At 63.9% G+C, this 15,941-nt stretch carries 14 protein-coding genes; 4 read left to right on the top strand and 10 right to left on the bottom strand.

The features are described from left to right. Positions 1-2: 2 nt before the first annotated feature. Both G473_RS0110230 and G473_RS0110225 read right to left on the bottom strand, forming a co-directional pair. Positions 3-863 (bottom strand): prephenate dehydratase, encoded by an 861-nt coding sequence (locus G473_RS0110230; RefSeq protein WP_029013014.1) that lies wholly within the window; start codon positions 861-863, stop codon positions 3-5. A 23-nt stretch (positions 864-886) separates the two neighbouring features. After that, on the bottom strand, positions 887-1,666 hold the full coding sequence (locus G473_RS0110225) for a 3-deoxy-manno-octulosonate cytidylyltransferase (RefSeq protein ID WP_051330143.1): 780 nt from the start codon (positions 1,664-1,666) through the stop codon (positions 887-889). Positions 1,667-1,878: 212 nt separating this feature from the next. On the opposite strand from G473_RS0110225, the gene G473_RS0110220 reads away from it, so the two are divergent. Both G473_RS0110220 and G473_RS0110215 read left to right on the top strand, forming a co-directional pair. Continuing rightward, positions 1,879-2,376, top strand: a complete 498-nt coding sequence (locus G473_RS0110220; protein ID WP_245580033.1) for a c-type cytochrome — start codon at positions 1,879-1,881, stop codon at positions 2,374-2,376. A gap of 102 nt (positions 2,377-2,478) precedes the next feature. Then, complete coding sequence (locus tag G473_RS0110215) at positions 2,479-3,249, top strand: inositol monophosphatase family protein (protein WP_029013011.1); 771 nt, start codon at positions 2,479-2,481, stop codon at positions 3,247-3,249. A gap of 26 nt (positions 3,250-3,275) precedes the next feature. Here G473_RS0110215 and G473_RS29200 read toward each other — a convergent pair whose 3' ends face one another. Beyond that, positions 3,276-5,306 (bottom strand): sensor histidine kinase, encoded by a 2,031-nt coding sequence (locus G473_RS29200; protein ID WP_161630967.1) that lies wholly within the window; start codon positions 5,304-5,306, stop codon positions 3,276-3,278. Positions 5,307-5,696: 390 nt separating this feature from the next. Between G473_RS29200 and G473_RS0110205 the strand changes: the two genes are divergently transcribed. Then, positions 5,697-7,127 (top strand): porin, encoded by a 1,431-nt coding sequence (locus G473_RS0110205; protein ID WP_029013010.1) that lies wholly within the window; start codon positions 5,697-5,699, stop codon positions 7,125-7,127. 99 nt (positions 7,128-7,226) lie between these two features. Here G473_RS0110205 and G473_RS0110200 read toward each other — a convergent pair whose 3' ends face one another. From G473_RS0110200 to G473_RS0110190, 3 genes are all read right to left on the bottom strand, one after another. Continuing rightward, on the bottom strand, positions 7,227-8,078 hold the full coding sequence (locus tag G473_RS0110200) for a C40 family peptidase (RefSeq protein WP_029013009.1): 852 nt from the start codon (positions 8,076-8,078) through the stop codon (positions 7,227-7,229). Next, positions 8,075-8,527, bottom strand: coding sequence for a MarR family transcriptional regulator (locus tag G473_RS26245; RefSeq protein WP_084437882.1), 453 nt, complete (start codon positions 8,525-8,527; stop codon positions 8,075-8,077). The genes G473_RS0110200 and G473_RS26245 overlap by 4 nt, the downstream gene beginning before the upstream one ends. Positions 8,528-8,632: 105 nt before the next feature. Continuing rightward, positions 8,633-10,018: a leucyl aminopeptidase family protein gene (locus G473_RS0110190; protein ID WP_029013008.1), complete on the bottom strand. Its 1,386-nt coding sequence runs from the start codon at positions 10,016-10,018 to the stop codon at positions 8,633-8,635. Positions 10,019-10,156: 138 nt separating this feature from the next. Between G473_RS0110190 and G473_RS0110185 the strand changes: the two genes are divergently transcribed. Next, complete coding sequence (locus G473_RS0110185) at positions 10,157-10,819, top strand: glutathione S-transferase family protein (RefSeq protein WP_029013007.1); 663 nt, start codon at positions 10,157-10,159, stop codon at positions 10,817-10,819. On the opposite strand, the gene G473_RS0110180 is transcribed toward G473_RS0110185, so the two are convergent. The 4 genes from G473_RS0110180 to G473_RS0110165 all read right to left on the bottom strand — a co-directional run bounded on the left by G473_RS0110180 (position 10,809) and on the right by G473_RS0110165 (position 15,832). Next, positions 10,809-12,542: a YjbH domain-containing protein gene (locus tag G473_RS0110180; RefSeq protein ID WP_029013006.1), complete on the bottom strand. Its 1,734-nt coding sequence runs from the start codon at positions 12,540-12,542 to the stop codon at positions 10,809-10,811. The genes G473_RS0110185 and G473_RS0110180 overlap by 11 nt on opposite strands. Before the next feature lie 37 nt (positions 12,543-12,579). Continuing rightward, positions 12,580-13,767 carry an acetyl-CoA C-acyltransferase family protein gene (locus G473_RS0110175; RefSeq protein ID WP_035706466.1) on the bottom strand — a complete coding sequence of 396 codons (1,188 nt, stop codon included), beginning with the start codon at positions 13,765-13,767 and terminating at the stop codon, positions 12,580-12,582. Positions 13,768-13,884: 117 nt separating this feature from the next. Next, a complete protein-coding gene (locus tag G473_RS0110170) occupies positions 13,885-14,661 on the bottom strand; it encodes an enoyl-CoA hydratase (protein WP_029013004.1) in 777 nt (258 codons plus the stop codon). 31 nt (positions 14,662-14,692) lie between these two features. Then, a complete protein-coding gene (locus tag G473_RS0110165) occupies positions 14,693-15,832 on the bottom strand; it encodes an isobutyryl-CoA dehydrogenase (protein WP_029013003.1) in 1,140 nt (379 codons plus the stop codon). Positions 15,833-15,941 lie beyond the last annotated feature (109 nt).

Below are 15,941 nucleotides of genomic sequence, written 5' to 3'. Positions count from 1 at the left end.
GTTTAATCCTGACCGTCCTGCTGGATGGCAGCCTGACGGAAGGGGTGGGCTGGATAGACACCCAGGATTTTCACCTCCCGGGCATAGAAGGCCAATTCCTCCATCGCCAGACGCAGGGACCGCTCTTCCGGATGCCCCTCCACATCGGCATAGAACTGGGCCGCGATGAAACGGCCATCCACCATATAGCTTTCCAGCTTGGTGATGTTCACACCGTTGGTGGCGAATCCGCCCAACGCCTTGTAAAGCGCCGCCGGCACTGACCGGACCCGGAAGAAGAAGCTGGTGACACTGGGCGTACCGGGTGCCGGCACCTGCGCTTCACGGGACAGGATCAGAAAGCGGGTCGTATTATGCGCGGCATCCTCGATCCCTTTGGCCAGGACCTGCAGACCATAAATCTCTGCCGCCAGATCAGAGGCAATGGCACCGATGCCAGGATCGTTCCAGGTCGCCACATCGGCGGCGGCACCCGCCGTATCGGCGTGGCTGACCGGCGTCAATCCCCGCTCCCGCAGATAATTGCGGCATTGCGACAGGGCCTGGATATGGGAATGGACCTGGGTCAGGCTTTCCATGCTGGCCCCTTTGGGCGCCACCAGGCAATGCACGACCCGCTGGTAATGCTCCCCGATGATATGCAGCCCGCCGCGCGGCAACAGGTGATGAATATCGGCAACACGACCGGCGACCGAATTCTCAACCGGGATCATGGCCAGCCGTGCCCGCCCCTCATGCACGGCGGCAAACGCGTCCTCGAACGATGCGCAGGGCAGCGGCGTCATCTCGGGAAAGACGCTGCGGCAGGCCAGATCGGAATTGGCACCGGGCGCGCCCTGATAAGCAATCGTCGAGGCAGGCATGACGTGATCAGTCCTTCTTATCTTTATGATTCTATACCCGTGACCGGCGCCAGCATCCGCCGGGCCCGTTCCAGATCCTCTGCCGTGTCCACACCCAGGGGCACGGTATCGACCACGGCAAGATCAATCACCATGCCATTGGCCAGCGCCCGAAGCTGCTCCAGCTTTTCCCGCTGTTCCAGGATCGCGGGGGGCAGTGCGACGAACCGGGCCAGCGCGTCGCGCCGATAGGCATAAAGCCCGATATGGTGGAATAGCGGGCCCTCACCCCAAGGTGCGGTCGCGCGGGTGAAATAAAGCGCCCGGCCCCGCCGGTCACCCGGCCGCAACTCCACCACAGCCTTCACGACATTGGGATTGGTCCTCTCCGCCGGATCAGAGATCACCACGCCCAGGGTAGCAATATCGACCGCGGGATCGGACAAGGGCGCAAAAACCGCCTGGACCGCAGCAGGTTCAATGGTCGGCAGATCGCCCTGGACATTGACGATCGCATCGTGCCGCCCCTCCGGGTCGATCTTGCATACCGCCTCCCAGATTCGGTCGGAACCGGATGGGTGGTCGGGATCGGTCAGCACCGCGCGGCCACCGGCAGTCTCCACCGCATCCACAATCGCCTGTTCAGCCGCAGCTACGACGACAGGGCCAATGGCTGCCTCCATCGCCCGCCGCCAGACCTGGACAATCATCGGCACGCCCTGGATATCCGCCAGCGGCTTGTCAGGAAGCCGGGTGGACGCCATACGGGCGGGAATGACGATCAAAGGGTTGGTTGGAAGGCTTTTCGGGGGGGGCTGGGTCATCATGATCTGTCCGTGCGACATTTGGTCCGCCGGGTCAAGGCGTAAACTCCATGTGCGACCGCCTGTCCTGGGATATGTATCCCGCATGGTTTGCCGACAAGCGGGCATGGACGTGCCCGCTGGTTGGCGTTATTGTGCCCGCGCCCGGCGTACCCAAGGGATCAGATCTAATGGCTGGCAGCACCTTTAATAAGATTTTCATGGCTATCCTCATGGCGACGCTCATTGCCATGTTTGCCGGCTTCTTCTCCAAGAAGCTCCTGCACCCGACCTATCCGGCTGAGCGCGCCTATAAGGTAGAAGTGCCCGAAACGGCGACAGCCGAAGCGGATGCGCCTGCCGCCCCCGCGGAGCCCGATCCGGTGACGCCGCTCCTGGCGGCTGCCGATCCGGCGGCTGGTCAGAAGCTGGTGCGCGCCTGCGCGGCTTGCCACACGTTCGAGCAGGGCGGCGCCAACAAGGTTGGCCCCAATCTCTGGAACATCGTGAACAACAAGCACGCCCATGCGGAAGGCTTCGCTTATTCTGATGCGATGAAGAGCCAGGAAGGTCCCTGGGATTACGAGCATCTGAACAAGTTCCTGGCCAACCCCAAGGCCACGATCCCGGGTACGAAGATGAACTTCGCCGGTATCAAGAAGGTTGAGGATCGCGCCAACCTGATCGCCTATCTGCGGACCCTGTCCGACAGCCCGGCACCGCTGCCGTAATCGGCAACCAGCGCCAGGTGTGATATAGGGGCGGCCTTCGGGTCGCCCCTTTTCATTGGGCGGGTAACAAGGCACCCCCGCATGCCTGTAGGAGAATCGCAGATGTCTGCCGCCGATCTCGCCCCACTTGTAACGCTGGCGCTGCGCTGCGCCGATGCGGCAGGTGCCGTTGCGCGCAAACATTACCGCACCCCCGTGGCGGTCGATGTGAAGGCAGACACCTCCCCGGTCACCATTGCCGACCGGGAAGTCGAATCGGCTATTCGCGCCATTCTCACGGCGGAACGTCCCCAGGATGGTATCCTGGGCGAGGAGCATGGCAGCCGCGACCTGAATGCTGAATATGTCTGGGTGATTGACCCGATCGACGGCACCAAATCCTTCATCACCGGCCGCCCGCTTTTCACCACCCTTATCGCGTTGCTGCACCGCGGGGTGCCTGTACTGGGCATTATCGACCAGCCGGTGATTGGTGACCGGTGGCTGGGCGTGGCCGGTCAGGCAACCACCCTGAATGGCAACCCTATCCGTACCCGTCTCTGCCCCGACCCGGCAATGGCGACGCAGGCGGCCACAATGCCGTTCCCGCATCCGGAATTCCGTCAGACGGAAGCAGCCAGCCGGTACATGGTCTGGGGTGGCGATGCCTATGCGTTCGGCCTGCTGGCCGCCGGCTTCATTGACCTGATGGTGGAAGCCGGCTTGCAACCCTATGACTGGGCCGCCCTTGTTGCCGTGATTGAAGGCGCCGGCGGCGTGATCACCGACTGGGAAGGCCAGCCGCTGCGGCTGGGCACCAACGGCAATGTTGTGGCAGCGGGCGACCCGTCCCTGCATGCCAAGATACTGCAAACGATCCGGCCCCGTTTGTAATTACCCGTCCGGGCTGACTCCTCATCTCATGCCACCGTTCCCGGCCGGGCTTGCGGAGGGGACGGCGGGCGTTGGACGCGGTCAGCGGGAAGGCGGACGCGCACCGTCGTTCCAACCCCCGGCGAGCTTTCCATTTGCAAGCTGCCCCCATGCGCTTCCGCATAGCCGCGCGCCAATGGCAGCCCCAGCCCGGCGCCGGGCTGCCGCCGGGCATGGCCATCCTCCACCTGTCCGAAAGGCTCCAGTGCCAGACGCATGGCGGCAACATCCATGCCGATTCCCTTATCGGCAATGGTAATCACGACATCACCGCTCTCCTGGTCCTCGCCGACCTCAATAGCAACAGCTCCCTCTTCAGCACTGAAACGGATGGCATTGCTCCAGAGATGGACCAGCAACTGCTTGATCCGGACCTCATCCACCAGCAGGCGTAGCCCGGCGGGATTGACGCGGGTGGAAACACGTACCTGCTTTGCCGTCGCCTTCTGGGACAAAAGCCGATCGCAGCGCTCCACCAGCGCCGACATATCAACCCAGCCCTCGCGCAGCTCCAGTTCCCCGGCATCCATGCGGGCAATATCCAGCAGGTCATTGATCAGGCGCAGCAGATGCAGGCCGCCTTCATGAATATCGATCGCATATTCGCGATATTGCGGGGCGCCCAATCCGCCCAGCAACTCATCCCGCAGGATTTCCGAAAAGCCGATGATCGCATTCAAAGGCGTGCGTAATTCATGGCTGATATTGGCGAGAAACCGGCCGCGCGCGCGGTCAGCCATGGCGGCACGCACTTCCGCCGCCTGCACCTGGGCACGGTTGGTCATATGCTCGCGGCGGTCCCGCGCAACAATGATCAAATCACGTCCCGACGGCTCCAGCCGGCATAAGGCCAGTTCCACGGGCATCGGCTCCCCCCCGGCGCCCGCCAGTTCGGTGGCATCCCAGACCGATCCGTCGGCAACAGGCCCACTGCCCTGAACACGTCGCTGAAAGGTCAGCCTCGCGGAGGGGGGAAGCAAATCGGCGAAGAACCGCCCCGTCAGTTCACGGCCATCCTTAGCCCCCAGCAGCGCTGCACCGACCTGGTTCACCAGAACAATCCGCCCGTCACGCAGCAGGCACACCAGATCGGGCAATCCATCGACCAGAAGCCGGTAGGCGGCGGCAATATGTTCCAGCCGATCCGCCATGATCGCATGGTGGCGGGCCCGCTGCCGGAAGCGCCCGACCATAAGGCCCCCGGCACCAAGCCCAACGAGCAGCAGAGGCAGAAGAAGCCAGGCCAGACGGGCCAGATAATCCCCCACGGGTGTAGGGGCCTGCCAGACCAGCCAGCCCTGTACCGTGCCATCGCCAAGGGCAACAGGCAGGGCAATGCGCCCAACCGCCCCCCCAACGGGGTCAGCCGCGGTGACGGCCACTTCAGTCAAGGACAACGGCACAAGGCTTTGCCGGGCAGCCGCCGTATCCAGCCGCCGCAACAGCAAAACAGCCCCCTGCCCTTCCGCATCGTCAAAGCCGGCGGCACCGACGAGATGATAGCTGTCCTGAAAGATCAGTCCGCCTGTCACCGGTTGGCCGGTATTGGCGGTTACCGACCGGACATGCGTGGCCAGACGGCTAATTTCTGCAACAGAGGATAAATCCCGCAGGTCAGAATCGGCCAGCGGTTTGCCATCCCGGAACCCCAGACGAAATTGCCCAGCCACATCCATCACCAGGACCGTGTCGCCATTACGTCCGAGCCACCGGGGAACGCCCTGCGCCTGATCCAGCAGAGCAGCATGCTCGCCCACCGTTGAGGCAAGATCGCCCTCCATGGCCGAGAGGGCGGCCCGGACCCCCTCCTGCACACGGACTGCCGCTTCATGGTCGGAACCACGGCCAGACCATGCAACAAGCAGGATCAGCAGCCCTACCATCGCCATCATCCCCCCGACCATCAGCAGGGTGGGGAAGCCCCGGGCCCCAAGCGCCGATGCATGGCCGCCTTGCAGATTGTGAAAGGCGGCCATGTCTGCGGGTGGCAACATGGCTGATGGGGGAAGAGGCGGCATCTGCTTCATGGACCTGGGATGAGAAACGGGTGGCGCCGATTCTTGTTAAGGTTAAGCCGGCTATATTTCATCTTACCCCCCGGTTCTTCAACAGGAACCTCGGACCGCCCTCTCTTTCCGGCCCTATTACGGGGAGGGATATTTTCCATTTTCATGAAATAATTATGACAGTGATCTGACTGAATTAAACAGCCAATCCAGAGACGGAAAACCGTGTTGATAATGCAACAACCGATCATCGTCATTTCATTGTAATAAAACCTCATCAAATCGGTAATGACGGTTTGATAGCCCTCCGGCGGGGCACGGGATCACACCGGCTACAACTTCGGCATTAGGCGGGTTGGGCAGTGAGGTCCGGCTTTCGGCGCATTCCACCGGAGAAGAACAATGAACTTCAAGTCCACCCTGCTGGCCGGCACCATTGTCGGCGCGGCCCTGATTGCCAGCCCGGCGCTGGCGCAGACCGCCCCGGCGGGCGGCGCGTCCCAGGCGCAGATTGATGCGCTGGCGCAGCAGATCCAGGCTCTGCAGAGCCAGCTGACCAGCCTGAAGGACAATGTCACCAAGGAGCAGAAGGCCGTTCAGAAGACGCTGGCCGATATGCCCAAGGTCACTGCCGACGGTGGCCGCATGCGTGTTGTGACCGCCGACAAGAAGTTCGATGTCGCTCTGCGCGCCCGCATCCACATGGATTACGGCACCTGGGTGAACAAGGATAACTACACCACCGACGCCACCGACGGCTTCCAGCTCCGTCGCGCCTTCCTGGGCGTTGCAGGCACCGTCTACAATGACTGGGGCTATGAGTTCACCGGCAACTTCGCCAATGACCGTGGTGGCGCTTCCCAGGTCCAGGCTGCCAACATCACCTATAATGGCTTCAAGGATAGCCAGGTGATCATGGGTGTGTTCCAGCCGAAATTCACGCTGGATGACAGCACCTCCTCCAACGATATCGCCTTCATGGAACGCGCGCCGATCAACAATATCGTTGTCGGTATTGGCGGTTCCGACAGCCGTACCGGCTTCGGTATCTCCACCAAGGGCAGCAACTACTTCCTGGCTGGTTACGTGACCGGCAACCAGACCGGTACCACGGGTACCATCGACGATATGGTCAACCTGCTGGGCCGCGCTGCCTATCAGTTCTACAGCAGCAATGAAGGCGGCGCCGGTATCGGTTTGTCCGGTGTCTATCAGGTAACCCCGCAGACCGCTGCCCGCACCAGCGCCACCCAGATCACGAAGACCGCTTCTTTCGGTGATCGTCCGGGCGTTCGCATCGGCGGCAACCGCACGTCGCTGACCAGCACCGGCACCATCAACAGCATTGATGACCAGTACGCCTACGGCGCCGATCTGGGCTTCAACTTCAAGAGCTTCTGGGGCGCTGGCGAATACTACAAGTTCGGCGCCAGCACGGACGAGCGCCTGCCCGGCACGACGACCGCCAACAGCTTCAAGGACCCGGAATTTGACGGTTACTACGTCTCCGCCGGCTATATCCTGACCGGCGAGCGTCGCGCCTATAAGCCCGGCGAATGGGCCACCGTGAAGCCCTCCTGGCCGGTGGGTCAGGGCGGCTTTGGCGCCTGGGAAATCGCGGCCCGTTACTCCACGGTCAATCTGATCGACCGCGCCGGCGGCGTCGCTGGTACCGGCACCGGTGAAGAGAAGAACTGGACCCTGGGCGTGAACTGGTACGTCAACAACGCCATCCGCTTCATGGTCAACTACGTCAACACCACGGTCGAGCGTCCGAACGGCACCGAACAGGGCCTGGATGCGCTGGCCCTGCGCATGCAGTTCCAGTTCTGATCGATCACACGATCATCAGGGAAGAGCCCGCCGGCAGCCGCCGGCGGGTTTTTTCTTGGCTTGGTTTTGCCGCGAGACCGCCGCCGACGGGAGGGCAGATCAGAGACGGCGGACGTCCGTAATCCCCTTGTCCCCCGCACGGGCCAGCACATCGGCCAGGGGTTCCACCACCACTTCCATATGGAAGGCGTTGGCGTGCAGCAGATTGCTGCCATCGACCATTAAACCGACATGGCCGGGGAAAAACACCAGATCGCCACGCTGGAACGCAAGTCCAGCGCCATCACCTGACACCAGCGTGCCAACCGAGGCCGCCTGCTGGTCGCTGTCGCGCGGACAGTCGATACCTGCCGCCTGAAGCGCCACCTGCACCAGCCCGGAACAGTCGATGCCGATGCTGGTCCGCCCCCCCCACAGATAGGGCGTGCCGACGAATCGCAACGCCACGGCCACCGGATCGGCTGCCTTATCAGCCAGCGGTGCCAGATGGCGGGCATAGATCCAGCCGCCGCCGGACACCTGCCGCCAGGAGCCCTCTTCCCCGATCACCGTGACAAGGGCGCCCATGGGCAAAATGTCGGCAAAGGGCTGCTTCACGTCCGGCGCCGGATAAAGCAGCGTGCGCAGCGCCGTAACCTTGTGGGTTGGCGCTTCCGGTTCGGCAGAAAGCCCTTCCACCCGCAGCCAGCCAACATAGCCACCGCGCACGCTATGCCCCCAGGCCCAGCCATCATGTTCTTCCAGCACGGTGAAATCCTCACCATGCAGCAGTTCGCTGGCCTGGCGCGCCTCAAAAGACGGGCCTTCCTTCAGCGCCATGAAACCGGCGCCGATCTGGCAGGGCACACCGTCGATGAAACGCGCCGCCTCGACCTTGCCTTTCAGGTAAGAGGCGGCGAGATCGTCGCGATAGGGATGGATACGGGGGTCGAGCTTTTGTTCGTCACTCATGCCGATGGTGCCAGGGCTTCCGGTCGGGCGGCATCCGCTGCCGCCACCATGGCGGCGGGAACACCGCCATTGCTGTCCAGGGCGGGATCAAGCGTCCCCCCTTCTTCACCGACCGGCGCCGCCTGCCCCGCATCAATCACCATCTGACCGAATTCAGCCAGGAAGACGGACCCTTTGACAGTCCGCTGGACCAGCACGTTGCGGCGATCCTGCTGGTCGCGCTTGCGCTTGATGTAGCCCAGCCGGCCCAGCCGGTCCAGCGCCCGGGTGATGGCGGGCTTCGATACATTCAATGTCTGCGCGAGACCCCGCACCGTATGGGGCGGCGGGGTCAGATAGACGGTCAGCATCAAGGCCAGTTGCCGGGCCGACAGGTCCGGTCCGTCCTTGCGCACGCTGGCCACCAAGGCCCCCCGCCAAAGTTGCAGCGCCTCAAGGTTTCGTGACATGCCGCCCCCCGACCGCTTCGCGCCGGCCCCTTGCGAAATCGCAACCGGACGCGAAACGGAGTGTGCCGAATAAAGTGTTTTACGGCAAGGCGGGAACCAACAGGCTTACCCTTGGGCGGCAAACCGGTTCGCGATCACGTTGAAAAAGGCCCGCAGCGTCATGGCCTCTCCGCCTTCCGGGCGGCCGGGCTTGGCACTGCTGTTCCAGGCATAGAGATCGACATGCGCCCACGGCGTCTGTTTGGAAACGAACTGTTCCAGATACAGCGCCGCCGTGATGGCGCCCGCCATGCCGCCGCCGGGGGCATTGTTCAGATCGGCGATCTTGCTGTCCAACTGGCTGCGATAGCCCTGCCACAGCGGCAGGCGCCACAACGGATCATGGGTGGTGGTGGCCGCCGCGCTGATCTCCGCCGCCAGGGCGTCATCATTGCTGAACAGGGCCGGCAATTCCGGGCCCAGCGCCACACGGGCGGCACCGGTCAGGGTGGCGAAATCGATCAGCAGTGCCGGCTGCTCGCTATCGGCTTCCGTCAGGGCATCGCACAGCACCAGACGGCCTTCGGCATCGGTATTGCCGATCTCCACCGTCAGGCCCTTGCGGGTGGGGAAAATATCCATGGGGCGGAAGGCATTGCCGGCCACCGCATTTTCCACCGCCGGCACCAGCACGCGCAGGCGCACCGGCAGCTTGGCATCCATGATCAGCCGGGCAAGGCCCAGGGCATGGGCGGCACCACCCATATCTTTCTTCATCATCAGCATGGAGGAGGCGGGCTTGATATCCAGCCCGCCGGTATCAAAACAGACACCCTTGCCGACCAGCGTCACCAGCGGATGGGACTTGTCACCCCAGTTCAGGTCGATCAAGCGTGGGGCCTTGGCAGCGGCGCGGCCCACGGCATGGATCATGGGATAATTATTCACCAGCAGATCGTCACCGACGATGGTGCTGACACGGGCGCCATATTCGGCCGCCAGCATTTCCGCCGCAGCCGCCAGTTCCGGCGGCCCCATATCTTCTGCGGGGGTATTCACCAGATCGCGGACCATATAGGCCGCCTGGGCGAAGCGCAGAACAGCCGCAGAATCGGCATTGGCCGGGATCACCAGCGCTGCAAAGCTCTTGGTGGATTTTTTGTAACGGGTGAACTGATAGCAGGCCAGGGCCCAGCCGGTGGCCACAGCGGTGGCGGTCGCCGCATCCAGCGGCGTTTCCAGCGCATAGGAACCGGCGGGCAGGCTGCCTGGCAGGCCCGCCAGCGACCAGATATCCACCGGATCGGCAACACCGGCCAGCACACGCGCCAGACTGCCATCAGCAGCGGCAATCAGCGCTGTGCTGCCGGGGGTGGCGGTAAAGCCCAGGCGGCGCACCCAGGCGGCATCCGCCGCAGGGGCTGCGGCCAGCCAGGCATCAAGCTCGGCCTTTTTCAGCAGGGTGACGGGGACGGTATCGGCGGCGGGGGCGTTCAGCAGACAGGCCAGCACGGTGCATCAGTCCTTGAGATGGCGGTGGACGGCTATGTATGGCGCCACATTCGTATCACGCCCCTTGAAGTTGGGGCTTGGTGGCTTCTGCTTCCAGCCCTACTCTCCCGTGGCAAACTGCGCAACGGGCAAGCTTCCATGGGCACACAGAACGAACTCACCCTCGTCATCGGCAATAAAAGCTATTCCTCCTGGTCGCTGCGGCCCTGGCTGGCCTTGCGGCAGGCCGGTGCCGACTTTCAGGAAATTGTTGTGCCGCTGCGCCAGCCGGACACCAAGGCCACGCTGCTGGGCCATGGCCCGTCCGGCAAGGTGCCGGTGCTGAAACATGACGGGCTGGTGATCTGGGACAGTCTGGCCATCTGCGAATATGTGGCGGAGCTTTATCCCGATGCCGGCCTGTGGCCGGCGGATCGGCAGGCGCGTGCCATCGCCCGCGCGGCCGCATCGGAGATGCATTCCGGCTTCACCGATCTAAGGCGCAACCTGTTCATGGATCTGCGCACCCGGCATGACGTCCCGGAACGGGTGGCCGCTGCTGCCGCCGACATTGCCCGCATCCAGGAACTCTGGACCGATTGCCGTACCCGATTCGGCCAGGGTGGCCCGTTCCTGTTCGGCCGTTTCACCCTGGCGGATGCCATGTTCGCCCCGGTCTGCGTCCGGATGCGGGGCTGGGGGGTGGAACTGGAGCCTGTGCCGGATGCCTATGTCTCAGCCGTCCTGGACCTGCCCGCCATGAAGGAATGGACCGCCGCCGCCGCGGCGGAACCGTGGGAGATTGATTACCTTACGGTGTAAAGGCGCGGTCCCATCCGGCCAGCAGGCGTCCATAGCCGGCGTCACGCCGCAGATCACCCAACAGAAAGGCCCTGTCCAGCCGCTGTCCGCCCCACCGGCCCAGCGGCTGGACCTTTCCACGAACGGAAAGAGACACGCGATCGCCGATGGTGCCCAAGGGCATGCGCACGCCCAACCGGGCAAAGGGCGCTTCCCCGGCCATCGTGATCCCCGCCGTCAAGGAGACCCCACTGCCAAACCAGCGTTCCACCCCTATCTCCGCCCCCCAATCGCCAGCCAGATAGCGCCCGGCAGACAGGGACAGGCGGCTTTCCGCTCCCGGCCCTTCCAGGCCAAGGGTGAGATGGGCGGTATGGATGCGGCTGTTGGGCAGGTGCCCGCTGCCATCCGGTTGGCGCTTCCACAACCGGTGCGCCTCCACGCCCACCGACCCGCGGGCAAGCGGCGGCTGATAGCGCAGTTCACCACCGAACCCGCCAAACATCTCCTCCAGATATCCAGCCTCCAGCATCACATCCAGCGGTGGGGCCAGGGTCAGCAATAAGGCGCCCTGCCCCCGGTTCCACCTGATGTCCCGGTTTGGATAAAGGGGGGCATCGGCGCGGCCCACCGTGAAGTCCCCCTGGGGGAAATTGCCCAGATCGTGGGCCAAACTGGTGCGTGCCGCGCTGTGCAGCAACAGGCCGGCGAGAGGCAGCACCGTCAACCCAGCATCCAGCCCCACCCGCCGGCCCCACTGGCCCGTTTCAGGGGGGCCGGGGCCAATCTCTCCCCATCCGGTCAACGCCATCTCCCAATGCCGGGCCAAGGCTGTGGGACGGGCAGCGCGGGCAAATTCCGTTCCCCGGCGGATTTCGGCGCCGCTGCTATCCCATCGGGCGGCCTTTTGCACCTGCAAGGCCGGCAAATGCGCCACGATTCCGGGAAGACCCAGGCGATGGGTTGCCGGTTTTGCCACCCGCCCCGTAAATGCGGCGGCGGCGATGCTCTCCGCCGGGTCCATGGCGGCATCCACATCGCTCCACCAAGCCCCGTCCGGCTGACGCGCGGGCAAAGGCCAGGGGCGATCCATGCCGGCCATATCCCATCGCAACGCCACGCCCAGTACAGCCCCGCGATAACGTTGCCATCCAACGGAAAGATCAAGCCATGACAGAGGCCGCGCGCCCAGCGTAACCGACGTTTCTGCCGCTGGTCCGGCCCTGGCCGCTATCGCCTTGATCCAGGCCCGATCGGTCCATAGGGGCACCTGCAGTGCCGCCAAAGGCTTCGGCTTCGACCAGGACAGGCCGCCGGCCCAGCCCATGCCCGCGCCCAGTTCGACGGAACCAAGACGGATGCCGGCCATGGCGCTATCCAGGCGCCTTGACGTGTCCGCGCCGATCCCCCGCACCCCCAGCACCAGCGACGGTCGCCACTTTCCCGCCGGCCAAAGGCGAAGGTCGGCATCGCCAACGCCATCCGCACCCCGATCCTGCCGCAGTTGCACGGCGACGGATTGCAGGGGTTGCAGCCCCAGCACGCCCTGCCGGCCCTCCCGGTCCCATTCCATCGCCGCCCAGGCTGTTCCTTCCTCGACCAGAAAAGGGGTGGGGGCAGCCGACGGCAAGGGCGCCGCCCGGCTGGGCGGGGCGACCAGCAGCAGAAGAAGCAGGAACAGGCGGATCGGGATCGGCACGAACAAAAAAGGCGGCACCCAGAGGATACCGCCCAAATTGCGCATATATTGTTCTTATTTCAACCAATAAGAAGAAAAGACCTCACACGCGCTCAATCACCATGGCAATGCCCTGGCCGCCACCGATGCACATGGTGATCAACCCATAGCGACCACCTGTCCGCGCCAGTTCATAAAGCGCCTTCACGGTGATGATGGCGCCCGTAGCCCCCACCGGATGGCCCAGGGCCACACCGCTGCCATTGGGGTTGACCTTCGCCGGATCGAAGCCCAATAGCTTGGACACGGCGCAGGCCTGGGCGGCGAACGCCTCGTTGCTTTCAATCACATCCATATCAGCGACGGTCAGCCCCGCCCGCTTCAGGGCGATGGGCACGGCATGGACGGGGCCAAGGCCCATCACGTCCGGTTCCAGGCCGGCATGGCCCCAGGCGACGATACGCGCCAGGGGCTTCACCCCGCGCGCGGCCGCAGCATCAGCCGACATCAAGGTGACAGCCGCCGCCCCATCATTAAGGCCGGAGGCATTGCCCGCTGTCACCGTGCCATCCTTTTTGAAGACGGGTTTCAGCTTGGCGAAATCCTCCAACTTGGCATCCGTCCGCACATGTTCATCCGTGTCGAACAAGCGGGTGCCGCCCTTGGCCTTCACCTCCACCGGCAGGATCTGTTCCTTGAAGCGCCCTTCCGCCGTGGCGCGGGCAGCGCGGGCATGGCTTTCCAGCGCCAGCGCGTCCTGGGCGGCGCGGTCGATGCCTTCGCGCTCGGCCACATTCTCCGCAGTCACACCCATATGGATATTATGGAACGGGTCGGTCAGCACCGTGACCATCGCATCCAGCATCGCGGCGTCGCCCATGCGCTGGCCCCAGCGCACCGCGGGCATGATATAGGGCGACCGGCTCATGCTCTCCGCCCCGCCGGCCACCGCCACCTCGCATTCCCCCAACCGGATCATCTGCGCGGCGGAGATGATGGCCTGCACGCCCGACCCGCAAAGCCGGTTCAGTGTCAGGGCCGGCGCCTCCTTCGGCAGGCCAGCCTTCACGGCGGCGACGCGGGCCAGATAGGCATCGTGCGGGCCGGACGGGATCACCTGCCCCATCACCACATGCTGCACATCGGTCGGGGCCAGCCCGGCCCGGCGCACCGTCTCCGCAATCACCAGCGCGCCCAGGTCGGCAGGCGCAATGTCCTTCAGGCTGCCGCCAAAGCCGCCCACCGCCGTGCGCGTCCCCGCAACGATCACCACATCATTCAAGCCGGTCATTACGTTCCTCCCGAAATTTGTTTTTATCGAAACGGTAATTTATGGGCCGATTGCGGCGCACACAAGAAATTTTCGCACATGCAAAAAGGGCCGACCCTGCGGCCGGCCCCTTTCTTCTCAACGCCCCTTGAAGGCGGGCGGACGTTTCTCGGCGAAGGCGGCCATGCCTTCCTTCTGGTCTTCCAGGCCGAAGGTGCTGTGGAAGGTGCGGCGCTCAAACAGCAGGCCTTCCGCCAGGCTGCTTTCAAAGGCGCGGTTCACACTTTCCTTCGCCATCATGGCCACCGGGCGGGACATGGCGGCGATCTTTTCCGCTATCCTCACGGTTTCCGCCATCAGGTCAGCAACCGGCACCACGCGGGCGACAAGGCCGGACCGTTCCGCCTCCGCTGCATCCATCATGCGACCGGTCAGGCACATTTCCATCGCCTTGGCCTTGCCGATGGCGCGGGTCAGGCGCTGGGTACCGCCGGCACCGGGGATGGTGCCGATGGTGATTTCCGGCTGGCCGAATTTGGCATTGTCCGCCGCGATGATGAAATCCGCCATCATCGCCAATTCGCACCCGCCGCCCAGGGCATAGCCGGCGACAGCGGCAATGGTGGGCTTGCGGCAGGTGGCCAGCCGGCCCCATTTGCGGGTGATGAAATCGTTCAGATAGGCGTCCATATGGGTGAAGCCGGCCATCTCCTTGATGTCGGCCCCGGCGGCGAACGCCTTTTCCGACCCGGTGACGACGATGACGCCGATGGCGGCATCAGCTTCCAGCGTGTCCAGGGCATCGCCCAACTCTGTCACCAGCGCATCGCACAGGGCGTTCAGCGCCTTGGGACGGTTCAGCGTGACGATGCCGACGGCGCCCTTGGTTTCAACCAGGATATTCTCGTAGCTCACGGTCATTTCCCCATTCTTGGACGGGCGATCATCAGGGCTGCAACAGCCGCCGCGCGATGATCACCCGCATGATCTCGTTGGTGCCTTCCAGTATCTGGTGGACACGCAGATCACGCAGGATGCGTTCCACCGGATATTCCCGGATGTAACCATAACCACCATGAAGCTGCAGCGCATCATTGGCGATCTGAAAACCGGCATCTGTGGCAAAACGCTTGGCCATGGCGCACCAGGTCGTCGCCTCCGCATGGCCCGCATCCAGGGCCACGGCCCCACGATGCACCATCAGCCTTGCGGCATCCAGTTCTGTGGCCATGTCAGCCAGCTTGAACTGCAATGCCTGGAACTCATTCAGCTTTTTGCCGAACTGCTGGCGCACCTCCATATGCGCCTTTGCCGCCTCCAGGCAGGCCCGCGCGCCACCGAGCGAGCAGGAGGCGATGTTGAGCCGCCCGCCATCCAGCCCCTTCATGGCGATCTTGAAGCCATCGCCCTCGTTCCCCAGCCGGTTGGCTACGGGCACACGACAATCTTCAAACATCACCTGCGCGGTGGGCTGGCTGTTCCAACCCATCTTGCGTTCCTTCTTGCCGAAGGAGAGGCCCGGCGTGCCCTTTTCCACCACCAGGCAGGAAATCCCCTTCGGTCCCGGCCCGCCGGTGCGCACCATCACCACATAGATGTCGGAGGACCCGCCGCCGGAGATAAAGGCCTTGGACCCGTTCAGCACATAATGGTCACCATCGCGTTCAGCCTTGGTGCGCAGCGATGCAGCATCCGACCCCGCCCCCGGTTCGGTGAGGCAATAGCTGGCGAAATGGGCCATGCTGAACAGATCCGGCAGCCATTTCGCCCGCTGTTCCTCATTGCCGAACGTGTCGATCATCCAGGCCGCCATGTTGTGGATGGACAGATAGGCAGCGGTGGAAGGACAGGCGGCGGATAGTTCCTCAAACAATATCGCCGCATCCAGGCGGCCCAAGCCGGTGCCGCCGAACTGGTCGCGGCAATAAAGCCCGGCAAAGCCCAGTTCTGCGGCCTTGCGCAGGGTCTCAACCGGGAAAATCTGGTTTTCATCCCAGTCGGCAGCGAAAGGCGCCATATGGTCGGTGGCGAATCCGCGCGCCAGATCCTGGATAGCGCGCTGGTCCTCGGTCAGATCGAAATCCATCTCGGTCGATCCTTGGCAAAAGAAAACGGGCGGTGGGCGCCTGTCGCCCCTGTCGGGCCCAGCCAACCACCGCCCCAGTCTGCGGCCCGCCCTGGGAGGGCGCGATAAG

Source organism: Niveispirillum irakense DSM 11586 (assembly GCF_000429645.1).
Taxonomy (GTDB): Bacteria; Pseudomonadota; Alphaproteobacteria; order Azospirillales; family Azospirillaceae; genus Niveispirillum; species Niveispirillum irakense.
The sequence above is the reverse complement of the archived record's forward strand: the minus strand, read 5'-3'. Positions and strand labels throughout refer to the sequence as shown.